This is a genomic window from Chitinophaga sp. 05T412 (assembly GCF_056396465.1).
In genome coordinates, this window is the sequence record NZ_JBFTLN010000003.1 from 178,307 (window position 1) to 201,154 (window position 22,848).

The window sequence follows — 22,848 nt, forward strand, 5'->3', positions numbered from 1 at the left end:
CAACATTTTGCATCAGCTTATCGCAGGACCTGTACTCTCGCACATCAGTCTAAATCCATACGGCTCCATATAACTATTCTCACCGGCAGCTACATGAATCCCGGGACTTACACAATAGGCTACATCATCATCATAACCTCCTCCAACCTCCTTAAACATATTTCCCTCGTCATATTCACTTTTTGGATCTACCAGTCTTGGCTGTGAGGGTGATGCCACCACGTCTATACACATCTCACGAACATTTCCATACATATCATACAATCCCCACGGAGATGGCCTCTTTAAAGCCACCTCGTGTACTTTATTTTTGCTGTTCTCTCTCAGCCAGGCATAATCCAGCAAACTTCCATTTCCTTCTTCCCAGAATAATTGTTCCCCTTCAGAAATGCGTGACAGGCACGCATATTTTACCTGCAAATAGTTAGGCAGTGAAAACACTACGTCGTCTTTTAAAACACTATTGACCAATTTCAGGCTATTAATCTTATCAATAAATGATTGGATCAACCTAAAATCGACTCCCCAAACAGGTGTCTCATCTGTAAAGGAACCTGCTTCAAAATAATTCTCCCCCATCACCGCTTTCCATTGGCCATTCGTAACCGCTGTAGTAGCCATCCAGAAACCCCGTGTAAAAACAACATCTACCGATACTTCGTTTGTTTTGTAAAATAAAGAGGTACCCCTGCTTATCTGTTTATACTGTCCGGGAGGACACCAGGCAAATGTCATCTTCACGCCATCCCCCAATTCAAACGACATCGTTTTTGGTTCCCGCTGCTTTGATCGCCAGAAGAATATTACCAATAAAACCACCAGGCCAATGGGAAACCCTAAAATAGTAGCATAAACAAGCACAATACAGGTATATAAAGTCGCAGAAGACCACCAATTGTCAAAATTATTTATAAAAATAAGGAGCTCAATAATACCACGACATAACCCTAAAATCAGGATACAGACTCCTAATAACTTAAGTATATTAATGCCAGGCTTTTTCCATTCATAAGTTTTCATCAATCAGGTATAGGGATTCAAAATACTTTGATGTGTGCAAAATATAAGCAATAGCAAATGTATACCCATTTCCCCACACGAAGAATTTTCTACCCTAAATGGCATAAACAGGTGATAATGTTCTATAACGTACACCTATACACGTCTTAACCACTACACCCGCGTTACCGCTATCATTCCCGCCAGCACAGTACATCCCAGCAATATATAATACGCATTCCGGCTGAGCGGCTTCTTATCATACATCGCATTCACCACGGCCACTACCAAAAACAGCCCCAGTTTAGGTCCTACTTTATAATAGTTCACTGCCGGATACTTCAGCCATACCAACGCCAGCCCGGTAAGCAGAATGGCAATGCCCAACGGCAACCCCCATTTATCTTTTGGTGGATTTTTTACGGGAAATAATAACGCCAGGCGGCATAAATAAGTCAAAAAAGCAGCGAAGTGGGTGAGCAATAGTAAATTAAATAACAACATAGTTAAATCCTGATTTATTATACCTGCAAAGCTATCGCGTGCTGCGCCTCTTTTCATGCACCTGGGTTAATAAATTACGAACGCAACAAATTCAAGGGCTGAACTTCGCGGCCTGTTTATTGTTAACTTTAGTCAACAAACCGCTAAATATGAAAGTAATCAAAGCAATCAGCTGGATACTCCTGTTAATTTTAGTGTTCATACAGTTCATTCATCCCACCAAAAACATCCACGCAGGACCACAGCCGAACCACATTACCACCGTTTATCCCGCTACCACCGCGGTAACTGACATCCTGCAGAAGGCATGCTACGACTGCCACAGTAATAATACCGTATACCCCTGGTACGCACACATACAGCCAGTAGCCTGGTGGTTGAATGATCATATCACAGAAGGCAAACACGAACTGAACTTTTCCGAATTCATGCAATACCGCGTCCGCAAACAATATAAAAAACTGGACGAAAGTATAGATCTGATCAATAAAGGAGAAATGCCGCTTTCCTCCTATACCCTCATCCACAAAAATGCCATACTCAGCAAAGAAGAAAAGCAAACGCTGACGAACTGGATGGAAGATATCCGCAGACAAATTGCCGCTACCAATCCACCGGACAGCCTTATTATTCCAAAGAAAAACACATAAATACCGCTTATGTGCGCAGTCAGCAAACAAAGGAAATCAGCCACCACCTTTCTGCCGCCAGGCGAAAAACAGGCGGAAGTAAAATTGGATGGCCACCTGCTTAAGTTTACCAACCTCGACAAACTATACTGGCCGGATGAAGGAATCACCAAGGGAGACATGATCAACTATTATGCGGCCATCGCCGATACCATACTCCCCTACCTGACCAATAGGCCACAGTCCCTCAACCGCTTCCCCGAAGGCATCAAAGGGTTTAACTTCTACCAGAAAAATGTGGAAGACAAAGTAGCCAGCTGGATAAAACGTTTCCCATATACCAGTGATACGGATGGAGAGACGAAAGAGTTCATGGTTTGTACCGGTAAAGCCAGTCTCCTTTACATGGCCAACCTGGGCTGTATTGAATTAAATCCCTGGCATAGCCGTGTCAGCACACCGGATTACCCCGACTATTGCCTCATTGACCTCGATCCTGATACCAACCCGTTTAACGAAGTGATTGACACCGCGCTGGTCATCAAAGAAATCCTCGATCAGATAGGCGCCCCTTCGTTCGTAAAAACCTCCGGTGCCACGGGCATGCATATACTCATTCCCTTAGGCGCTAAATATACCTTCGAGCAGTCCCGCATGTTGGCTGAACTGGTGGTGGGCATTGTAAACCGTCGGCTTCCCGATACCACCAGCGTAGTCAGAACGCCGGCTAAACGAAAAGGGAAGATCTACCTCGATTTCCTCCAAAACAGACAAATACAAACCATGGCGTCGGCGTACTCCCTCCGTCCCCGCCCCGGCGCTACGGCTTCTGCGCCACTGCATTGGAGGGAAGTAAAAAAAGGGCTGAAAGTAAGCGACTTCAACATCTACAATATGCCCCGCAGGATTGCCCGGGAAGGCGACCTGCTAAAAGGTTTGCTCGGAAAAGGGGTTAATATGGTCACCGTACTCAACAAACTAAAACCTCTTTTAAAGTAAGGCCACCCCCTCGTTTATTTATTTTATTGTAAACACTTCTCACCGGTTAATTGTATTAGGAAAGTAAGAAAACCTGATACATATGTCTGATTCCCAACACCCCGACAAATTCGTACCCCGCGGAGCAGTGGCATTCTTTGTATTGCTGGTAGCCCTCGGATTAATCATTTGGTTCGGCATCTATTTTCTCATGCTTTCCAGGATCTAAATCGTTCACTATGATCGACCAATTTGAAAGGAACGTCATCATCACCGCCTGCTGTATATCCCTGCTGTTCATCTTCTCGCTGTTTTATGCGATGGGCGCTAAAAAGGCGGATGTTACCGAGTGCCTGCCTTACGATAAGGCATATGAAACTGCCCGGGTAAACCAGGTAGATAAAAACACCTACCAGATCTTCTATGTGGCCCGTATGTGGAACTTTGAACCCGCTATCTCTTATATCCCCGTGGGCAGTGAGGTCGACTTGTTCGTCACCTCCCTGGATGTGGTACATGGCTTTAATATTTTTAATAAKAATGTAAACCTGATGGCGGTACCGGGTGGCGTGTCTAAAACCACCATCCACTTTGATGAGCCAGGGGTATACAAAGTAATATGCCATGAATACTGTGGTACCGGGCATCAGAATATGGAAGCCGAAATTATCGTCAACTATCCCAATAAAAATAAGTAACCGATGAATGTAAGCAGGTTCCTGAAAAACATTATACTGATAGAGTTATTCGTGCCGGTGCTGTTGCTGACCATTGGCATCTATCACGGATTAATGCAGGTGATTTACCGGGCCGGGGTAATTCATCAGGCTTCTGTGGCCAAGCTGGACTATTACCAGGGCCTTACCCTGCATGGGGTCATTAATGCCGTAGTACTCACCACCTTCTTTGCCGTAGCCTTTGGACATGCTACCATTGCCTTTTACCTGAAGCAGGAACCCGGCCGGAAGGCCACCCTGCTATCGATGGTGCTGATGATAGTGGGCACGCTGATGGCTGCCGCTGCTATGCTGGCGGGTAAAGCATCGGTACTGTATACCTTTTATCCACCGCTCAAAGCGCATCCCGCGTTCTATATTGGCACAGCCATGCTGATTGTAGGCTCCTGGGTGGCTTACTGGGACTGGTGCGTGGTGTATGTCAGATGGAAGCGCACACACAAGGATATCAATACGCCACTGGCGGTGATTGGCACGCTGGTAAACTTTACGATCTGGTTTGTGTGCACGTTAGCGGTGGCCTACGAAGTACTGGTGCTGCTGGTACCGTGGAGCCTGGGATGGACTGCCGGTGTAAACGTAGTGCTGGCGCGTACGTTGTTCTGGTTCTTTGGTCATGCGCTGGTATATTTCTGGCTGCTGCCTTCCTATATTATGTTTTATACCATGCTACCCAAACTGGCCGGTGGCAAGCTCTATTCCGCTACTGCCGGGCGCATTGCGTTTTTCCTGTTCCTGCTGCTGTCTATTCCGATCGGCGTACATCATCAGTTTGGTGATCCGTCTATTGGCAGAGGGATTAAGCTCACGCAATCTATACTCACATTTGGCGTGGCCATTCCCAGCTTTATCACGGCGTTTACCATTGCCGCCTCGCTGGAGTATGCCTCCCGGTTGCGCGGTGGAAAAGGATTGTACAGCTGGATCTGGAAGCTGCCTTTTTTCAGGAAAGATGTGTTCCTGTTCGGATACCTGATCAATGGATTGATTCTTTTTATTTTCGGCGGATTAACAGGGCTGGTCAATGCTTCTTACTCATTGAACAACGTAGTGCATAATACGGCGTTTATCCCCGGACATTTTCACCTCACAGTAGCAGGGCCGGTATTCCTGGCCATACTGGGCATGTCCATTTTCCTGGTGTCGCAGCTAACCGGCAGAAAAATATTCCTGCCCACCATCAATACCATTATTCCCTATTTATGGACGGTAGGTGTATTGATTTTTTCGGCGGGGCTGATGTGGGGCGGCCTAATGGGAGAACCCCGCAGAACCAATATGGGACTCACTTACCTGAACCCTGCCAGTGAACAGTTTCATTCGTATTGGGTTATTTCCAGTATGTTGGGACTGGCAGGCGGTGGTATCATGTTCATTGCCGGATTCCTGTATTTTATTGTGTTTTTTGGTACTTTTTTTCGGAAGAAGACAATGGCCAGTGTCATCGATCTTCCGGTCAGCGACAGTTATCACGAAGACAAGCGGATACCCTTGTTTGATACCTTCCGCCCCTGGGTGGCACTAATGGTACTGATCCTGCTGCTGACGTACATTCCGGCTATTTCCGATGCCTTGAATAATACTGGCAGGAAAGCGCCGCCTTATCTGCCTGCAGACCCCACACCTGTTATCAGCAAAAAATGAAAGGCCCTTCATTCCATATACTCCATTCCTGGAAACCAGCGATGGCAGCGTTGATCACACTGCCACTGCTGGCCTATGGAATTGTGCACTGGACGGAGAAGCGATACGGTGAACTACCACTGTATGGCCCCAACAATGTGCCGGTGAATGCTGTAAAAGATGCAGCGCAGCTACCTGCTTTCGCTTTCACAGATCAGGACAGTATAACGGTCACGAATACACTGTTGGCAGGACATATTACAGTCGCCAATTTCTTCTTCACTTCATGCCCGGTCATATGCCCGGCCATGATGCAGCAAATACGCCGCATTCAAGCAGCTGATAGCTCCGTGCTGTTGCTATCTTTTACGGTAGATCCGATACGGGATACTCCTTCAAAATTACATACTTACGCCGGCAAATTACCGGTAACCAGTCGGCATTGGAAACTATTGACTGGTGATAAAAAATCCCTGTATTACTTCGCCAGAAAGGGACTTTACATCACCGCCACAGATGGGGATGGCGGTGAAGATGACTTCATACACAGTGATAATATCGTCTTACTGGATAAACAACAACATATCAGGGGTTACTATAAAGGTACCAGTGCCGCAGAAGTAACTACCCTCCTGGATGACATCAAAAAATTGCAACATGAACAGTAAATACTTACTCTTTGTGATCCTGCTTTTCATGCCGGTTATCATAAAAGCCGCTGATCCTGCAGAAGGTAAAAAATTATTCCAGGCCCGGTGTGCCTCCTGTCATAATGTAAATAAAAAACTCACTGGTCCCGCCCTCTCAGGTGTGGAAGATCGTCATTCAGAAGCATGGATCATCAGCTTCGTCAAATCCTCTCAAACCATGATCAAAGCGGGCGATAAAGCCGCCCTCGAAGTATACAACCAAAATAACCAGGTAGCCATGCCCGATCATCCCGATCTGAGCGACGACCTTATCCGCGATATCCTTGCTTATGTAAAAGAAGAAGCCGGCAAAGCGCCGAAAGATGATGCCCCCTTCCCCAGACCCGGGCAGGTACAACCGAATCTCATGCCACTCACCATTTACAACATGCCCTTCATGATTGCCTATGTAATGCTGGTAGTGGTGATGATCATTTTACTGGTATTCCTCGTGAACCTGAAAAGTTATGAGAAACATATAAACGAGAAAAAACAGGAGTAGCCCTAAAAATGATAACCTCCGGGCACCCCATTTTTGGAAAGAACAATTTGCCATAACTGGCTTTTCCTTGCCCGGAAAGAACCTGCGCAAGAGAGCAGATAATACTTCCACATGCGGAAAAAAGTAGCATCATATTTTGCCTTCAGCTGATCCCAGTTCTGTACAATGTTCTGGTACCAGGCCATCAGTGTACGGTCATAATTAACGCTGAAATTCTGCCAGTGCTCCATCACAAACAAACCTTCTATATACTGTCCGATAAGCCGGATGGTAGGAATCATGGCATTGGGGAAAATGTACTTATTAAGCCACTGATCTGTAAACGTATTCGGTACATTACCGCCAATAGTATGCAGTAAAAATAAGCCATCGTCTTTCAGGCAGCGATGCGCCACTTTCATATAGTCGTCATAGTTTTTATAGCCTACGTGTTCAAACATACCTAACGAAACAATGGCATCAAAAGGCTCCTGTAGTGTGCGATAGTCGGCCAACCGGATTTCCACGGGCAATCCTTTACATCGTTCCCGGGCCAATTCCGCTTGTTCTTTGGAAATAGTAACCCCCGTTACGCGGACTCCATATTTTTCTGCGGCAAATTTGGCGAAGCTTCCCCAGCCACAGCCGATGTCGAGTACATGCATGCCCGGCTTCAGCAGCAACTTCCTGCAGCTCAGGTCCAGCTTTTGTTCCTGTGCATCATTGAGGTTGGTAGCCTGTTCCCAGAAGCCACAGGTATACGTCATCCGTTTATCCAGCATCACCTCAAAGAGATCATTGCCGGTATCATAGTGCGCGCTACCATTGTGGTAAGCTTTGTCCGGCGTTTGATGATTCAATAGTCTGGCGAGTACAATGTCTGCCTTAAACCGGAAACTCTTTTTCACATGGGTATCCAGGTTAGCCAGCAATATCTTTGTAAAAAACTGGTCCAGCTGCTGACAGTCCCAGTAGTTGTGCATGTAAGATTCTCCCAGTCCAAGCGAGGCACTGTGGAGTACTTCGCCGTAGAAGGCGTCATCATGTACGTGTATATCCCATGGCTGCTGACCGTCGACAGTAATTCCCGCGACAGCTAAAAGACGGGTAACGATATCTTTGGGATGTTGGTGCATAGCAAACGTTTTAACAGCCCTTCTCTGAATGTACGCTATAGCAACAATGCAGGACAATGCTTTGTTCAGGTTTTGGTGCAAAAGAAAAGCCGCTCTTATTAGAACGGCTTTTCTCCCACTTCCGTACGTCCGGACAATAATTTATCTGATCATATACCCTTGCCCGTTAGGCGCTGCTATCGGCCAGCAGTAACTATCTGAGTTTATATAGTTTATATCCGAAGATGAATATCACGGCATAGCAAACGATGGGCAGATAGTACGCCGTAGCGATATTGGTATCTGCCAGGCGCCCCATGATGAAAGGGAAGATAGCCCCGCCAAACATCCCCATCACAATAAACGAAGATGCCTGCTGCGTTTGCGGCCCCAGGTCTTTTAACCCCAGACTGAAAATAGTGGGATACATGATACTGAAGAAGAAGTTAATCATCAGTAGTGCGATGTAGGAAGTCCAGCCCCATCCCTGCGCCACGAGGAGGCACATCAATATATTTCCCAGCGCAAATGCCGCCAGCAATTTATTGGGGGCGATTACCCGCATTAAGGCAGTACCTACAAATCTTCCGGCCAGCATCATTCCCATAAAAGGCAACATAAAATAGCCGGCTTTTTCATCTGAAAAACCCATCACCTCATGGCCATAGTTGATAAAGAACGCCCAGGTGCCAGCCTGTGCAGCCACATTGAAAAACTGCGCTACTACGGCCCATACAAAATGTTTCTGCTGAAATAATTTTTTGCGGGAACCGGCTGCCATAGGTGTATCTGCCGTGCCATCATGAGGATCTGTTACCGGCGGTACTTTCACCAATGCAAAAGCCACGGCAATGGCGGCAATCACCGCACCGATATAGATATACAACGTTTTTACAGATACCAGTTCTCCGCCGGCTTCATGTGCGGTGCTGAGCAAAAAGTGCGTTCCCAGTGTAGGTCCTATCATGGCGCCTACGGCGTTAAATGATTGTGCAAAGTTAATACGCTGGTCGCTGGTACGCTGATCCCCCAACGCTGCCATAAACGGATGTGCCACCGTTTCCAGTGTAGCCATGCCGCAGGCCAGTACAAACAATGCGATGCGAAAAACAGAGAAGGAACCCGCATTGGCCGCAGGCACAAACAAAAAGGCGCCCATGGCGTATAATGTGAGGCCTAATAACACGCCGTTTTTGTATCCCATCTTCTTAATAAATAACCCTGCCGGGATACCCATCAGCGCATAAGCGCCGAAAATAGAGAACTGCACCAAACCCGATTGCGATTTAGACACATGCAATACATTCTGGAAATGCTTATTCAGCACATCCCCCATGGTTAATGCAATGCCCCAGCACATAAATAGGGAGGTGACGAAGATCAACGTAATAACGTATTTCTTTTCCGTGAATTTTGCCGGTAATAACGGGGTGGAATGCTTAGCTGTTTGAAATGCTTCCTGTTCCAGAGAGTCTGGTGACATCATGTTCCTGAGTTTTAATTAATGTATAACGTGGATAGTTCTCAGGTACTAATATACGGCGCGGTTTTAATAATCACTATCTCTTTGGGGGAAACAAAAAAGGCCGCCGGAAAGGGAGGCCTCCTTGTCGTTTATTTAAGTGGTAGTTCCATTTGTATATTGGCCCGTTCATAAGGCGTGGGGCGTCCACCTACTTTTTTAAAGCCCAGCTTTTCATACAGGCTGATCGCTGGTTTCAGGATCGTATTGCTTTCCAGGTAAATGTTCCGGGCGCCTAATGCAGTAGCTTTCTGCACAATGGYTTGCCCAAGTAACCATCCTATACTTTTTCCCTGGGCTTTGGGAGATACCGCCATTTTAGCCATTTCGTAATCGTAGTCCGGATCATCCATTTTCACTAATGCGCAAACCCCAACCGGCTCATTGTTGTAGAGGGCCACGAAAATATGTCCTCCTTTTTTCAGGATATAGCCGTCGGGGTTATCCAACGATTTATAATCCGCTTCTTCCATCTTAAAGTATTTGGAAATCCATTCCACGTTTAACTCGCGGAAGGCGCTTTTATATTCCGGGCTATAGTCTACAATCTGTACTTTAGCAGCTTCGCGCTTCTTTTGCTGTTCTTTCACCCGGTCTAACAGCGATCGCTGCTCCAGCAGGTACTCCCATTCTTCAATGGCTTTCCAGAGATCGTGGGCCGTTTGGGCCGAGATGGCTTCAATGGCGTTGCCTACATCGATGAGCTGGTCGGCGAGTTTGGCGTTGATATCGATGCCTTTTTTAGTGAGACGCACCATGTTCCTCCTGCCGTCTGTTTTATCTTTCTTCTCTGCTACCAGTCCTTGCTTTTTCATTTCCCCAATGATTTTGCTGACAGAGGGATGGGAATGCCCTATTTCTTTGGCGATGGCGGTGATGGTTTTCTCCTCACCTGCCGATAGCACATAAAATACGGGGAACCATTTGGGCTGTAAAGGCGTGTCGTATAATTCGTAGATCTGAGCAGCCCCTTCGGTGATGGTTTCCGTTAACATACGCAGTCTGCTGCCTAGCGCTGCTTTACCGGTTTTATTAAAGAATTCCATATTGTAGTCAATTACGTAATTAGTTACGTAAATATAAGAATAATTTTAAAACGCCCCTATTTTTTTGTGTCGTTACTTTTCTGATTTACGGCGGAAGGACACCGGCGTCATTTTATGCCGGCTTCTGAAGAAATGTGATAAGTGGCTTTCATCGGCGAAGCCAAATTCGGCGGAGATTTGTTTCAGCGTCAACTGCCCGCAGGTAATTCTTTTTTCTATCAGCTTGGTACGGTAGCAGTTTACATATTCCCGGTAGCTGATGTTAAAATTCCTTTTGAACCAGGCGCTGAAATAATTAACAGCGATATTAAAGTGCGTGGCGATATTTTTCACCTGAATTTTTTCCGGCTCATAAATATGCTGATGAATATAAGAGATGAGCACTTCTTTATCCGGCGCACCATGATCTATGCGGATATCCAGTTTGGATATGGCTTCTTTCACCAAACCAAAAACAGAGAGAATCTGGTAGTATACTAACGGTGACGTAGCTACGTCCTGGCGACAATTATACGCCACAATGCTTTCCACGGTATTGCGCAGAATGGTTTTGCAGGGTTCTTCCAGGGTGAGCTTTACTTCTTTCAGCAGCTTATGCCGCATCATAGTTTCCGGCTTTCCCATCAGAAAAGCATCTGGCGCCAAGTGATTTTTGGTGCTGAAGTAGCTATCGGTAAATTTGATGAAAGCGAAACGGGTGGTTTTGGCGATGTCAAAATAATGCTCATCTTCCGGTGCAATCAGAAACAGATCACCCGCTTTGTAGGGCAGCTGGTTGTTATTGAGATGATGAATACCACTGCCTTTAAAGATATATACGATCTCATAGTACGTATGACTATGAACCGGCAAGTGAAATACCGCCTCTTCAAACGCATGAATAGCCAGCGTATCGAACTGCTTCAATTTCTTCATCTCACAAAAGTACAATTATATGCTTTAAATTTACAAGCGCTACGTCCCATCTTTCCCTCACCTTTGTTGCTGCTTAACATATAAAATCATCTCAGATGGAATACAGACAATTAGGTGCATCCGGGCTACAGGTACCGGTGCTTAGCTTTGGTACCGCCACTTTTGGCGGAGGCAATGAGTTTTTTAAAGCCTGGGGCAGCACCCAGGTAGCAGAAGCCACCAGGCTGGTAAATCTATGCCTGGACGCAGGCGTAAATCTTTTCGATACCGCTGATGTATATTCAGAAGGGCTTTCAGAAGAAATCCTCGGCAGGGCCATCGCCGGTAAAAGAGATCAGTTGCTGCTTTCCACCAAATCCACTTTCCCGTTTGGCAAAGGTCCTAACAACCAGGGCTCTTCCCGTATTCATATCCTGAAACAAATTGAGGGCAGCTTGAAACGTCTTGGTACCGATTATATCGATATCTACCACATGCATGGCTTCGACGGGGTTACACCTGTAGAAGAAACCATGCGGGTATTGGACGATTTAATTCAAAGTGGCAAAGTACGCTACATTGCCAGTTCCAACTTTTCCGGCTGGCACCTCATGAAATCGCAGGCCATCGCTGAAAAATATGGGTGGAACCGGTACGTAGGGCACCAGGTATATTATTCACTGGCTAACCGTGAATATGAATGGGAACTGATGCCACTGGGCATCGATCAGCGCATTGGCGCTATTGTGTGGTCACCATTGGCCGCAGGCAAACTGGGAGGCAAATACCGCCGCAACAGTCCAATTCCTCCGCAGGGCCGGGTAGCACAGGGCGGAAGTCCGGTGCCGGAAGCCGCTATCCGCGATGACGTCTTCTATAATATCATTGACGCCCTGGATGCAATTGCCGCCGAAACCGGCAAAACTGTGGCCCAGATAGCGATTAACTGGCTACTGCAACGCCCTACCGTGTCCAGCATCATCATCGGCGCACGTAACGAAGAACAGCTGATTCAAAACCTGGGAGCTACCGGCTGGAACCTGACCTCCGACCAGGTGAAACAACTGGATGCCGCCAGCGAAGTACCCACCATTTATCCATACTGGCATCAGCGGCAAAATCTTACGCTCAATCCACCGCCGGCGTTTTATTGAGCAGAAAGCTAAAAGCCGAAAGCAAAAAGCAAAAAGCTACTGAGGCGATTGATCAGCGCAGATATTATCTTACGCTTTAATCAATCGCCTCAGTAGCTTTTTGCTTTCGGCTTTTTGCTTTCTGCTTACTTAGCTGTCCGTACATATTTAGTTTCCCATATGGCCATGTCTTCCGCTGGCCCCGGATTGGCCACCAATAACAGTGTATCCTTTATAAACGCATACGTACAGGTACTATTATCGTTCCATTGGATCGCATTTACCGACGGTAGATTAGGTCGGTTAAGCTTTATCAATTTAAACGAACCTGTTCGATCCGGAATACCAGTGGTATGTGAAGAATAAGTATAGTCCGCATTTAGCGTTAGGCTCGCACTTGAGCCGGCGGGATAAATAAAGCTTCCACGGAAGCCTGTTTCTCCTACCTGGTCCCAGGTTCCCTGCAAGGGGGATAATGATATACCGCTGTCTTTTTTACAACTCATGAAGCCAGTTACAAACAAAAACGTACAGATTGTCAGATAGAAACATTTCATAAACGAGGGGATTAAAATTTTGGTAGATATATTGTCAAACGCGGGATGGTTCGTAAAAGTTACAGCCCGGGCAACCCATATTTTGTGACGAAACCGATCCAAAAACAAGCTGTTCCAGCAGCTCCACGCAAACTTGTCTTGTTTAATTATTTCCGGGGGCTGCCGGTTTTGTTGCCGAACTACCTTAAATTAGTAGGCTAAAATCAAACCAGCATTATGAAAAAATTATTTCTCCTCTCCTTCCTGTTGCCGTTCATGGCAGTAGCGCAGGACCAAGGTATCCACTTCGAGCATGGTACCTCCTGGGCCGACGTACAGGCCAAAGCCAAAGCGGAAAACAAGTATATTTTCATGGACTGCTTCACCACCTGGTGCGGCCCCTGCAAATATATGTCCGCCAATATTTTCCCGCAGGAAAAAGTCGGCAGCTTCATGAACGACAAATTCATCAGCGTAAAAGTGCAGATGGATCAAACCGCAAAAGATAATGACGACGTTAAAAACTGGTATGCATCTGCTAAAGGAATTGAGAAAGATTACAGCATCCGTGCTTATCCGACTTTCCTGGTATTTGCACCAGACGGCCATATTGTAGACCGCCAGGTAGGTGGCGCTGACGCAGATGGATTTATCAAGAGATGCGCCGCCTCTCTCGAACCAGCTACTCAGTACTATACCCAGCTGGACAAATTCAAAAAAGGACAGAAAGATACTGCCTTCTTACGTCAACTGGCGTTACTGGCATTAGAAAAATACGACCAGGGAAATGCCTCCGATATTTCTAAACTGTACCTAAGCCAGCAGAAAAACCTGTATACACCGGTTAACCTGGACTTCATCGAGAAATTCACCAACAGCAGCAAAGACGTTGGTTTCAACATGTTCCTGCGCGATGCCGCTAAAATAGATAAAGTATTGGGCGCCGGTAAAGCAGAAAATAAAGTGATGCAAATTGTAGCGCAGGAAGAAGTATATCCGCAGCTCATGAAGCAAGACGGCAGCGCCCCAGATTGGGCTGGTGTTGAAAAAAACCTGACCGCTAAATATCCGGCTTTTGCAGAAGAACTGATCCTGAAAACCAAGATCCAATATTACAACTACGCAAAAGACGCCAGCAACGCAATACCTACCATTGTTGCCTATATGAAAAAATATGGCCACAAAGCAGATGCACAGTCGTTGAATGAATATGCCTGGACCATCTTCGAAAAGTGTAACGACATGCAGTGCATAGAACAAGCCCTGGAATGKAGCAAACGTTCATTCAAAGACCAGGAAATTCCTGCATTCATGGATACCTATGCTAACCTGCTGTATAAATCCGGCAAAAAAGCAGACGCCCTGGCCTGGGAAGAAAAAGCCCTGAATAAGGCGGAAGGTGATGAAAAAAAGAACTACGAATCTACCCTGGAGAAAATGAAGAAAGGGGATAAATATTGGGAATAGTCTTACTTGACATCCTATAAAAGAAGCCGGTTCATGGAAAGCGTTATCGCCGCCCATGAACCGGTTTTTATTTCGTCACCAGCTTGTGTACAAAAGCAATAGCCGGTTGCGTCAGATCCCAGCCCTTCATTTCCTGGTCCACTACGTCCTTGTGCTTTTTCCGGATATCTCTTAAGGCATTCCCCACCGACTTCCGGAGATATTCACTCTCCTTCGATTTTAGCTTACTGATCAGGGCAACAGCCGCTTCGGGATGTGTTTTAAAATAAGGCCGGCTGGTCCAGATACGTAGCCCTTCTACTACAGCCCTGTTCAAGAAAGGATCATTATGCGTGGCCCAGTATTTAATCTCCGGCAACGCGGCTTCATAACCCATCACACTGCAATAGTGATCAATGGCTTTGGCCAGCATTTCCTGTACACGCCAGTTGTCATCGGTTACTACCCTGGTTTTAAGCAGCTGTAAAGCCCTTTCATTTTCCGGCGATAACAAGCTTAGCAGATATACGCCCAGCATCCGCTCCTGGTAACTCTCTCCTTCTATCAAAGCGGTGGCTGTTTTCAGATGATCACCTTTCTCCGTCGCAATAATTTTATCACCGGCTTCCATGATGTGCTTAAAACCGTGTTCGGTTTTCTTCAGATCAGCAATAATAGCAGATAACATACGAATGCCATTTGATGGCAAGATAACTATTCATTGATTTGCCTGATAAAACCAATTTCATTTTCATCAAACGGTGATCCATCTGGCCGGAAGATATCGTGGTACCATACTGCTGGCTCCGGTTCTCCTCCCTTGTTTCCCTGCGGATAATTGGTTTGTGTTTTACCGGCTACCAATCCCCAGTTAATAGCACCGATGTTATTGGCTTTGAAAATTGGCAAATGCGTGATAAAAGTGCTGTTATTGGGCCGTTTCATGTACTCGGTACAGATGACAGGCCGTTTATAGGTTTTCAGCGTATCAATAGCCTCTAACAATGAAGTCGTGTCCCGATAGTTGTGAAAAGTAATCACATCGGAATTTTCTAACTGGAATTGATTAAAAGCGGTAAAGCCTTTATTCCAGATCCCGATGGTAATGGGTTGTGCTGGTTGCACCGCCCTGGCCCAGGCCACTACATTTTTCAGGAGCGGCCAGCTTTTGTCGCCATGACCAAAATGCCCTGGCTCATTATAAAGATCCCACATCGCAATGCGATCGTCTTTCCGGAAGGTAGTCAGGATGTCTTTTACGTACCATTGCAGTGTATCCATCAATGCGGGATTAGTATCAATATAACCGCCCGGATCTTTCAACCAGCCACTGTTGTGCACTCCAGGAACAGGCGCAGGTTGTGTACCGGCCTGATATTGATCCCGCCAGCAGTCGTCGAAAAAAACGAAGATCGTTTTGATATGATCGTTGTCAGCGATCTCCAGATATTGTTGTATTCGTGCTTTAAAGCCTACGGCATCTTCCTGCCAGGCCACATGGTGCAGATACACACGCATGGTATTAAAACCGATGGCTTTTGCATAACCCAGTTCCCGTTGGATAGTAGCCGGATCAAAGGTGGCGCCTTGCCACATTTCCAGTTGATTGACGGCGGTAGAGGGAATGAAGTTGGCGCCTGTCATCCAGGGTTGTTGCTGATACCATTTATTGGCCTTCTCCGCCGGCCAGCGGGATTGTGCGAAAAGAGTACTGCTGCATAGCAACAGCGCAATGATTGCTTTCATGTTAAGTTATTATTATCATTTTTGTTTTTACGAAAACGGAAAAAATACTTCAGTGGTAGTACCGTAATTTATATACAACCCTACGTATATGTCAACCACTTTTCCCTCGTTTGTATTATCCAAGGATAATCGTATTTATTTGCTGATAGCCGCCATTGGCGCTATTGTGCAGCTGATCATCTTCAAACTGTGCTATCCTTTCGCGGATTTCTTTTCGGACTCGTATAGTTACATTTTTGCGGCGGCAGCGCGACTGGATGTAAACATATGGCCGATCGGGTATTCGAAATTTTTATGGTTATTTCATCAGATAACACATTCAGATACTGCGGTGGTAGCGTTCCAGTATTTGTTTGGGCAGCTGATAGCGCTGTACTTCTTTTTCACGTTGTTGTATTTTTATACGCCCGGGAAACAGATCAGCAACATTATTTTTGGGTGTCTTTTTTTCAATCCATTGCTGTTGTATTTAAGCAATTACATTTCCAGTGATGCGTTGTTTCTGGCACTCAGTTTACTATGGGCTACACAACTGCTCTGGATGATCCACCGGCCTCGCCCGGTGCAAATTTTCGTACATGCATTACTGATAGTCATATTATTCACGCTCCGATACAATGCCATGTTCTATCCCATCATCAGCGCCATTGCTTTATTGATGTCCAAACGCGCGGTGATATGGAAGCTGGCGGGTATTGCGTTACCGCTGGTATTGATATGCTTGTTTATTAATCATACAAAGAACAGTGCTGAGCGTCTTACCGGTCACCGGCAGTTTTCCATTTTTGGCGGCTGGCAAGTGGCGAACAATGCGTTGTACATGTATCCGTATATTACCGAAGATGGCACCCCGCCGGCGGAGTGCCAGGAATTTGACCAGGAGGTGAAGCAATTTTTCGGAAAATATCACGAAAAAGCGAAACAGGTTTCACCAAGAGATGGCGCCTTTTATATTAAATTTCCCAAGGCGCCTTTGAAACAGTACCTCRCCAATCATTTTGATATGGACGAAGATGCCACTCATGGCGTTGCCGCCTGGGGATCGGTGTCTCCTATCTACGGCAGCTACGGCAAATTCCTGATACTACGCCATCCTATCGCATTTAGCCACTATTTTCTACTTCCAAATAGCTTCAATTATTGTTTTCCTCCCCTTGAAAAGCTGGAAGTGTATAATCTTGGGACGACGGAAGTTTATCCTTTGGCAGCTCAATGGTTCCACTATAAGGATACGCATGTAACAGCCATTTCAATGAAAATACAAGGCGCTCTTCTGGTATTGTTTCCTGGTTTATTCTTCGTTGTAAACATTTGTTTTATCTGGATACTAATTATCTGGATCAAAAACAAACCTGCAGCACCACTGTTTGGTCAGGCGCTGCTATTGACCACACTACTCTTGCTGGCAAATACAGGGTTTAGCATACTGGCATCTCCCATTGTATTCAGGTACCAGGTTTTTCCGATGATTCTATGTTTCTCCTTTTCCTTGTTAATGGCAGAAAGATTAAAACTGTTTTCATCMTCTCCAGGGGCTTAAATGCAGGGTACTATCAGCATCGAAATGATATTCCGCATATCGGGAGAATTTCAATCCCTCTAAAAAATTGACAACGGGTTTATTGCGATCGATAGAGCCGGTGAAAGCGGTTTTATGCTCAGATGCCTGATCCAGCTTTACCGGTATGCCATAAAAGCGATGAATCAGGGTGGCTACTTCTTCTACGGATGCATTATTAAAAAGGTGCAGCCCCTGACGCCACGCCAGCACATCATCAGCATCAAATTTATACGTATTCAGCTCCTTTCCGGTTGCAATAACAGCTGCATACCCCGGTTTCAGTAATGCGGTATCATGAGCGGTATTCATTTTCACGGCTCCCTGTACAAGAGCTACGCTAACTTTATTACTATCATATGTATTTACGCTGAACTCGGTACCTAATACCTGTACAGTAGCTCCGGGAAGATGTACGAGGAAAGGTTGTCCCGCTGCGGGCGCTATCTTCATATAAGCTTCTCCGCGAATGGTTACTTCCCTGGCAGAACTATTAAAGGACAAAGGGAAGTGCAACTCCGTTTCTGCATTCAGTTGTATAGAAGAACCATCAGACAAGTGCACGGTATAATCTTTCCCTGCCGGTACGGTAATGGTAGCATATTGTGGCCGGGTGGAGACGTTCGTAAATGTTAGCTGCTGCTGATGATTATTCAGCGCTACGTTACCTGCCTTTACCTGTCCCTGCTGATTACTTAAATCCACCTGTTCTCCGCCGGAAAGTTGCAATTGAATATGCGATTTATTAAAGGCCAATGGCGCTGATTTGCCGAGGTGTCTATTGTTCATAAAGAACATTCCGGCGGCGGCAACGATTAATAAAGCAGCGGCTGCTTTTATAGCTCCCCGCAGAATGTTTTGTTGCTTTCTACGGCGAATGCCTTCCCATACCTCCTCTGGCCCCCAGGTACTGGCGACATCGGGTTGCAGGGTAGCCTGCAGCTGGGCATAGAGCGCTGCAGCCTCCTGATCTTCCCGGATCATCTTATGTAATGCTTCTTTTTCTTCTTCCTGGATTTTTCCTGAAAGCTCAAAAAGCACTAATTGGGTTAGATATTCTTTATCAGTTTTCATAGTTAATGCTATGCATAAGGAACAAAAAGCATAAACAGGTACTATCAGAATTAAAAAATTATTAATTCAAAGTTACTTCAAACTATTACGAAGTTCCTTTAATGCGGTGAGCACCTGATTTTTCACTGTTTGTAGCCCTATACCCCGGCGGGCCGCTATTTCCTTTTGGCTGATGCCTTCCAGGTATTGCATTTCAAATACGGCTCTGCTGGCAGGAGCAATATTGTTGATGGCATGGCGGAGCCGTAGCCCCAATTCTTTGTTCTCCAGCTCTGCCGGACTGATAAAAAGCTCTCTGACATAGGCGTATTGTTGTTGGCGTTTTCTCATACTTTTCTGGGACCGGAGGATATTCAGGCAATAGTTTCGAATCGCCCCATAAAGATAGTTTCTTAATGAAGACTGCAGCTGCACGCTGCTTTTTTTCTGCCACAGCCATATAAACACTTCCTGTACGGCGTCATGCGCCTCCTCCTCTGATCCCAACCGTTGCCTGGCCGCCATGAAGAGCAGCTGTTGATAACGGATTACAATACAATTAAATGCGTCTTTGCAGCCCGTTTTCACCAGATCAAGTAATGCTTCATCGCTTATTTCATGCATACGGATGATGATTGAATTCGTATGCAATCAAATAAATATTCCTCCTTTAACTGTAAACTGAAAGTTAACAAAAAATGGTTTCGCTATTGTTCATATTATATTAACACCGAAAACCCGAAAAAGGGATAGTACCTGCTGATTGAATCTGTTCCTTCTTAGTACATGTCATGTTTCTCTTTTCCCTCAAAAAAACTTAACGGGCCATCATCAAATTTCTCAACATGTACTTATGAGAACAAATTTAAAAATTCACTCCATGCTTAGCCGGTCATTCTTAGTAATGATGCTCCTGCGATTCTGCATTTGCGTATCAGCACAGGACTACAACAACGAAAAAATAACACTGCTTGCCGCCAATACACCGCTATCTGCTATTATGAGAAATATAGAGAAGCAAACACACCGGCGTTTTAACTACAGTGAAACAGAACTCAATACCAGCGAGAAAGTAAATGTAAGCTACAATGAAGCACCACTTAATACGGTGTTGGGCCAACTATTTACTGCTAAAGGCATTTCCTGGAAATATATTGACAACGGCATTTACCTGAGAAAAGAAATTAGCTTTCCTACGAACAACCCATTAAAAGACAGTGGCGCTTTGACGTCAGGGGTAATGGTGTCCGGAACCATTACGGACGAAAAATCATTACCCCTGATCGGCGCTACCGTAAAAGTGCTCAACACGTCCAGGGGCGCCGTAACTGATGTTAACGGGAGGTTTCAGTTGAATCATGTTCCGGCTAATGCATTGATGGTGGTTTCCTTTACGGGATATATGGAAGAAAGGGTCCCGATAAGAAACCAGACTAATATCACCATTAAGCTCCAACCGGTTGTAAGCAAACTGGATGAAACGGTAGTGATTGGCTATGGTACTACTACACAGCGGTTTAACACAGGAAGCGTAAGCAGAGTAACGGCAAAGGAAATCGAACAACAACCAGTAGCCAATCCTTTATCTGCCTTACAAGGCCAGATGCCTGGAGTACTCGTTACCAATGGCCAGGGCCTTCCGGGAACTAATGTTCAGATTCAGATAAGAGGTATTAACTCCATCGTTTCTAATCCCAGGTTGGCTACGGGCGCTCCGTTATTTATTGTTGATGGGGTTCCGTTCTCCAGTGTTCCTATGAACTTCAGTGCGTCACTTGCCGGAGCCAATGATTATCTAAGCCCTTTTAACAGTATTAATCCAGGTGATATTGAAAGCCTCGAAGTGTTAAAAGATGCCGACGCCACGGCCATTTATGGATCAAGAGGAGCTAATGGTGTAGTCCTCATTACCACTAAAAAAGGGAAAGCTGGCAAGACAAAGCTGGACGTGAATATTTATACCGGCACTGAAAAAGCAACTAACTTAGTAAAAACACTAAATACACAACAATACCTTGCACTTAGAAAGCAAGCTTTTGCAAATGACGGTATAACGCCGACTCCGGGAAATGCGCCAGAACTATTAGTATTTGATCAAACCCGCTATACAGATTTTCAAAAGTTAATTTACGGCGGTACTCCTAGTGTTACAAACGCTCAAATAAACTTGTCCGGAGGAAATAATTATACCAGGTTCATTTTAGGTACCAATTATAGGAATGAGGGGACAGTTTATCCCGGGGGACTTGGCTATCACCGTGGTGGTACACATTTGAATATAGAACACAATTCCCTCGATAATCGATTAAATGTTTCGACCACGGTTAATTACACATCAGATAGAAACAATTGTATTTCTCAAGTATTAAATGCGAAATACGCACCCAACTATCCACTGTATGATTCTACGGGAAAACTAACGTGGAGTGGCAGAGCGGGGAATCCTTTGGCTGCCGCAACCCAAAACAGCACCAGCCAAACAAACAGTTTACTTGCCAATGCAGTAATACGTTATGAGGTTATTCCCGATCTTAAACTACAGGTAAATATGGGATATAACTATAATACTTATAATTCAGTACTCACATTTCCTTTATCTGCACTCGATCCTAAAGGGATAAACCCAATAAATCGCGCCAACTATGGCAATAATAGCACTTCCACTTACATCATTGAACCCCAGGCTAACTATACCAGGAAAATTGCGGAAGGACAAATGACCATGTTGGTCGGGGGAACCTGGCAGTATGCCATTACTAATGGCTGGACTGTCCAGGGACAAGACTACAGCAATGATGCATTGCTACAAGATCTTTCCTCCGCCGGAACACTATTAAAACCAGGTTCTATCTATAAAGAATACAAATACATTTCCTTTTTTTCCCGGTTAAACTATAACTGGAAGGGAAAGTACATTGCAGCTGCTACATTCCGAAGAGATGGCTCCTCCCGCTTCGGACCGGCAAAACAATTCGGTAACTTTGGTTCAGGTGCACTCGCATGGATATTCTCCAATGAGCATTTCATTACAGATGCAATGCCCTTTTTAAGTTATGGTAAACTAAGAGCTAGCTACGGCATAGTGGGTAATGATAACATTGCCGATTATGGATATTTATCAACTTATACCACCAGTTATGTTTATCAAAATACAAATGGACTTATTCCTGCCAGAATTGCAAACCCTGACTATAGCTGGGAGGTGAATCGAAAACTGGAGACAGCCATCGAACTCGGATTTCTACATGATAGAATTTTATTAACAGCTGCCTGGTTTAAAAATAGAACCAATAATCAATTGGTTGGCTACCCACTCCCCTCCCAAACAGGATTTGGCAGCTACCAATACAATTTACCCGCAGTCGTTCAAAACACAGGGAAAGAATTTTCATTGAATACCGCTAATGTCAAGTCTAAGAAATTTACATGGGGAAGCACATTCAATCTCTCTTTCATTGACAACAAACTGATATCCTTCCCCAACTTAAGTTCTTCTTCTTATAGCCAATCGCTGGTAGAAGGCCAATCTATAAGCATTGTAAAAGGGTTTCATCTCGCCGAAATAGATCCTAAAACCGGCATTCCGCTGTTCTCTACGGCCAGTGGAAATAACAAAAGTACCCCCGCTGCTCCCCAGGACTATATTGTAATCGGCAAAACCATCCCAGACTTCTTTGGAGGGCTAGGTAATACACTAAGTTATAATGGCATACAATTAAACATTCTATTCCAGTTTGTAAAGCAAAAAGGATATGAACCGGGCTGGTGGCCGGGTGCAACGCGTACTATACCTGTTGAAGCCTTAGATCATTGGGGAAAATCCGGAGACATTTCAAAAAATCCAATTGTATCAACCACCTTGACAGATAACGATGCAGGAAGATCTTCTAATGCTTATCTAAACTCGGACAGGTTCTGGAATGATGCCTCCTATATCAGACTAAAAAATCTGATGTTATCATATGATCTACCGCGGACATGGACCAATAAAATTAGATTCTCTCAAATAAAAATCTACATCCAGGGGCAAAATCTATGGACTATTACTAATTATAAAGGCTCTGACCCGGAAATACCTAATAGATTCTATATAGTTCCAACATTAAAAACCATATGTGCCGGACTTCAAGTGGTACTATAGGCCAGTAGATTCTTGTAT

The 22,848-nt window shown here is 45.2% G+C and carries 22 protein-coding genes; 11 read left to right on the top strand and 11 right to left on the bottom strand.

All coding sequences use genetic code 11. The annotated features are described in order from the left end of the window. Nucleotides 1-12: 12 nt before the first annotated feature. Together AC1DFM_RS08000 and AC1DFM_RS08005 are read right to left on the bottom strand one after the other, a co-directional pair. The gene (locus tag AC1DFM_RS08000) at nt 13-765 is read right to left on the bottom strand and encodes a formylglycine-generating enzyme family protein (protein WP_477076184.1); all 753 of its coding nucleotides are present in this window, start codon (nt 763-765) and stop codon (nt 13-15) included. 408 nt (nt 766-1,173) lie between these two features. Continuing rightward, nucleotides 1,174-1,503: a hypothetical protein gene (locus AC1DFM_RS08005; RefSeq protein WP_477076185.1), complete on the bottom strand. Its 330-nt coding sequence runs from the start codon at nt 1,501-1,503 to the stop codon at nt 1,174-1,176. 149 nt (nt 1,504-1,652) lie between these two features. Between AC1DFM_RS08005 and AC1DFM_RS08010 the strand changes: the two genes are divergently transcribed. From AC1DFM_RS08010 to AC1DFM_RS08040, 7 genes are all read left to right on the top strand, one after another. Then, complete coding sequence (locus AC1DFM_RS08010) at nt 1,653-2,153, top strand: heme-binding domain-containing protein (protein WP_477076186.1); 501 nt, start codon at nt 1,653-1,655, stop codon at nt 2,151-2,153. A 9-nt stretch (nt 2,154-2,162) separates the two neighbouring features. Beyond that, nucleotides 2,163-3,131, top strand: a complete 969-nt coding sequence (gene ligD, locus AC1DFM_RS08015; RefSeq protein WP_477076187.1) for a non-homologous end-joining DNA ligase — start codon at nt 2,163-2,165, stop codon at nt 3,129-3,131. Between the two features lie 82 nt (nt 3,132-3,213). Beyond that, nucleotides 3,214-3,339: a cytochrome c oxidase subunit 2A gene (locus AC1DFM_RS08020; protein WP_477076188.1), complete on the top strand. Its 126-nt coding sequence runs from the start codon at nt 3,214-3,216 to the stop codon at nt 3,337-3,339. Nucleotides 3,340-3,349: 10 nt separating this feature from the next. Next, the gene (locus AC1DFM_RS08025) at nt 3,350-3,808 is read left to right on the top strand and encodes a cupredoxin domain-containing protein (protein ID WP_477076189.1); all 459 of its coding nucleotides are present in this window, start codon (nt 3,350-3,352) and stop codon (nt 3,806-3,808) included. 3 nt (nt 3,809-3,811) lie between these two features. Further along, nucleotides 3,812-5,491 carry a cbb3-type cytochrome c oxidase subunit I gene (locus tag AC1DFM_RS08030; RefSeq protein ID WP_477076190.1) on the top strand — a complete coding sequence of 560 codons (1,680 nt, stop codon included), beginning with the start codon at nt 3,812-3,814 and terminating at the stop codon, nt 5,489-5,491. Then, a complete protein-coding gene (locus tag AC1DFM_RS08035) occupies nt 5,488-6,138 on the top strand; it encodes an SCO family protein (protein ID WP_477076191.1) in 651 nt (216 codons plus the stop codon). Before AC1DFM_RS08030 ends, AC1DFM_RS08035 begins: the two co-directional genes overlap by 4 nt. Beyond that, nucleotides 6,128-6,661 carry a c-type cytochrome gene (locus AC1DFM_RS08040; protein WP_477076192.1) on the top strand — a complete coding sequence of 178 codons (534 nt, stop codon included), beginning with the start codon at nt 6,128-6,130 and terminating at the stop codon, nt 6,659-6,661. Before AC1DFM_RS08035 ends, AC1DFM_RS08040 begins: the two co-directional genes overlap by 11 nt. 2 nt (nt 6,662-6,663) lie before the next feature. Here the strand turns inward: AC1DFM_RS08040 and cfa are convergent, their stop codons facing one another. The 4 genes from cfa to AC1DFM_RS08060 all read right to left on the bottom strand — a co-directional run bounded on the left by cfa (nt 6,664) and on the right by AC1DFM_RS08060 (nt 11,238). Next, on the bottom strand, nt 6,664-7,776 hold the full coding sequence (gene cfa, locus AC1DFM_RS08045) for a cyclopropane fatty acyl phospholipid synthase (RefSeq protein ID WP_477076193.1): 1,113 nt from the start codon (nt 7,774-7,776) through the stop codon (nt 6,664-6,666). Nucleotides 7,777-7,969: 193 nt separating this feature from the next. Next, complete coding sequence (fucP, locus tag AC1DFM_RS08050) at nt 7,970-9,241, bottom strand: L-fucose:H+ symporter permease (protein WP_477076194.1); 1,272 nt, start codon at nt 9,239-9,241, stop codon at nt 7,970-7,972. Nucleotides 9,242-9,369: 128 nt separating this feature from the next. Beyond that, on the bottom strand, nt 9,370-10,323 hold the full coding sequence (locus AC1DFM_RS08055) for a bifunctional helix-turn-helix transcriptional regulator/GNAT family N-acetyltransferase (protein ID WP_477076195.1): 954 nt from the start codon (nt 10,321-10,323) through the stop codon (nt 9,370-9,372). A gap of 72 nt (nt 10,324-10,395) precedes the next feature. Beyond that, complete coding sequence (locus AC1DFM_RS08060) at nt 10,396-11,238, bottom strand: helix-turn-helix domain-containing protein (protein WP_477076196.1); 843 nt, start codon at nt 11,236-11,238, stop codon at nt 10,396-10,398. Nucleotides 11,239-11,333: 95 nt separating this feature from the next. Here AC1DFM_RS08060 and AC1DFM_RS08065 point away from each other — a divergent pair, with 95 nt between their 5' ends. After that, nucleotides 11,334-12,371 (top strand): aldo/keto reductase, encoded by a 1,038-nt coding sequence (locus AC1DFM_RS08065; RefSeq protein ID WP_477076197.1) that lies wholly within the window; start codon nt 11,334-11,336, stop codon nt 12,369-12,371. 125 nt (nt 12,372-12,496) lie between these two features. Here the strand turns inward: AC1DFM_RS08065 and AC1DFM_RS08070 are convergent, their stop codons facing one another. Next, nucleotides 12,497-12,907 carry a hypothetical protein gene (locus tag AC1DFM_RS08070; protein ID WP_477076198.1) on the bottom strand — a complete coding sequence of 137 codons (411 nt, stop codon included), beginning with the start codon at nt 12,905-12,907 and terminating at the stop codon, nt 12,497-12,499. A 216-nt stretch (nt 12,908-13,123) separates the two neighbouring features. Here AC1DFM_RS08070 and AC1DFM_RS08075 point away from each other — a divergent pair, with 216 nt between their 5' ends. Then, complete coding sequence (locus AC1DFM_RS08075) at nt 13,124-14,353, top strand: thioredoxin family protein (RefSeq protein ID WP_477076199.1); 1,230 nt, start codon at nt 13,124-13,126, stop codon at nt 14,351-14,353. A 67-nt stretch (nt 14,354-14,420) separates the two neighbouring features. On the opposite strand, the gene AC1DFM_RS08080 is transcribed toward AC1DFM_RS08075, so the two are convergent. After that, complete coding sequence (locus AC1DFM_RS08080; protein ID WP_477076200.1) at nt 14,421-15,020, bottom strand: DNA alkylation repair protein; 600 nt, start codon at nt 15,018-15,020, stop codon at nt 14,421-14,423. 26 nt (nt 15,021-15,046) lie between these two features. Beyond that, nucleotides 15,047-16,078 (bottom strand): glycoside hydrolase 5 family protein, encoded by a 1,032-nt coding sequence (locus AC1DFM_RS08085; protein WP_477076201.1) that lies wholly within the window; start codon nt 16,076-16,078, stop codon nt 15,047-15,049. Nucleotides 16,079-16,166: 88 nt separating this feature from the next. On the opposite strand from AC1DFM_RS08085, the gene AC1DFM_RS08090 reads away from it, so the two are divergent. After that, nucleotides 16,167-17,618, top strand: coding sequence for a hypothetical protein (locus tag AC1DFM_RS08090; protein WP_477076202.1), 1,452 nt, complete (start codon nt 16,167-16,169; stop codon nt 17,616-17,618). On the opposite strand, the gene AC1DFM_RS08095 is transcribed toward AC1DFM_RS08090, so the two are convergent. Together AC1DFM_RS08095 and AC1DFM_RS08100 are read right to left on the bottom strand one after the other, a co-directional pair. Continuing rightward, the gene (locus tag AC1DFM_RS08095; RefSeq protein ID WP_477076203.1) at nt 17,598-18,710 is read right to left on the bottom strand and encodes a FecR family protein; all 1,113 of its coding nucleotides are present in this window, start codon (nt 18,708-18,710) and stop codon (nt 17,598-17,600) included. The genes AC1DFM_RS08090 and AC1DFM_RS08095 overlap by 21 nt on opposite strands. Nucleotides 18,711-18,782: 72 nt before the next feature. Continuing rightward, nucleotides 18,783-19,313 (bottom strand): RNA polymerase sigma factor, encoded by a 531-nt coding sequence (locus AC1DFM_RS08100; RefSeq protein WP_477076204.1) that lies wholly within the window; start codon nt 19,311-19,313, stop codon nt 18,783-18,785. A 139-nt stretch (nt 19,314-19,452) separates the two neighbouring features. Here AC1DFM_RS08100 and AC1DFM_RS08105 point away from each other — a divergent pair, with 139 nt between their 5' ends. Beyond that, a complete protein-coding gene (locus AC1DFM_RS08105) occupies nt 19,453-22,830 on the top strand; it encodes a SusC/RagA family TonB-linked outer membrane protein (protein WP_477076205.1) in 3,378 nt (1,125 codons plus the stop codon). The last annotated feature ends 18 nt before the right edge of the window (nt 22,831-22,848 follow it).

Excerpts from the sequence above, each read along its gene's own strand:
- AC1DFM_RS08000 (WP_477076184.1), bottom strand. The coding sequence starts at position 765 with ATGTCGTTTGAATTGGGGGATGGCGTGAAGATGACATTTGCCTGGTGT.
- AC1DFM_RS08005 (WP_477076185.1), bottom strand. The coding sequence starts at position 1,503 with ATGTTGTTATTTAATTTACTATTGCTCACCCACTTCGCTGCTTTTTTG.
- AC1DFM_RS08010 (WP_477076186.1), top strand. The coding sequence starts at position 1,653 with ATGAAAGTAATCAAAGCAATCAGCTGGATACTCCTGTTAATTTTAGTG.
- ligD (WP_477076187.1), top strand. The coding sequence starts at position 2,163 with ATGTGCGCAGTCAGCAAACAAAGGAAATCAGCCACCACCTTTCTGCCG.
- AC1DFM_RS08020 (WP_477076188.1), top strand. The coding sequence starts at position 3,214 with ATGTCTGATTCCCAACACCCCGACAAATTCGTACCCCGCGGAGCAGTG.
- AC1DFM_RS08030 (WP_477076190.1), top strand. The coding sequence starts at position 3,812 with ATGAATGTAAGCAGGTTCCTGAAAAACATTATACTGATAGAGTTATTC.
- AC1DFM_RS08035 (WP_477076191.1), top strand. The coding sequence starts at position 5,488 with ATGAAAGGCCCTTCATTCCATATACTCCATTCCTGGAAACCAGCGATG.
- AC1DFM_RS08040 (WP_477076192.1), top strand. The coding sequence starts at position 6,128 with ATGAACAGTAAATACTTACTCTTTGTGATCCTGCTTTTCATGCCGGTT.
- cfa (WP_477076193.1), bottom strand. The coding sequence starts at position 7,776 with ATGCACCAACATCCCAAAGATATCGTTACCCGTCTTTTAGCTGTCGCG.
- fucP (WP_477076194.1), bottom strand. The coding sequence starts at position 9,241 with ATGATGTCACCAGACTCTCTGGAACAGGAAGCATTTCAAACAGCTAAG.
- AC1DFM_RS08060 (WP_477076196.1), bottom strand. The coding sequence starts at position 11,238 with ATGAAGAAATTGAAGCAGTTCGATACGCTGGCTATTCATGCGTTTGAA.
- AC1DFM_RS08065 (WP_477076197.1), top strand. The coding sequence starts at position 11,334 with ATGGAATACAGACAATTAGGTGCATCCGGGCTACAGGTACCGGTGCTT.
- AC1DFM_RS08070 (WP_477076198.1), bottom strand. The coding sequence starts at position 12,907 with ATGAAATGTTTCTATCTGACAATCTGTACGTTTTTGTTTGTAACTGGC.
- AC1DFM_RS08080 (WP_477076200.1), bottom strand. The coding sequence starts at position 15,020 with ATGTTATCTGCTATTATTGCTGATCTGAAGAAAACCGAACACGGTTTT.
- AC1DFM_RS08085 (WP_477076201.1), bottom strand. The coding sequence starts at position 16,078 with ATGAAAGCAATCATTGCGCTGTTGCTATGCAGCAGTACTCTTTTCGCA.
- AC1DFM_RS08100 (WP_477076204.1), bottom strand. The coding sequence starts at position 19,313 with ATGCATGAAATAAGCGATGAAGCATTACTTGATCTGGTGAAAACGGGC.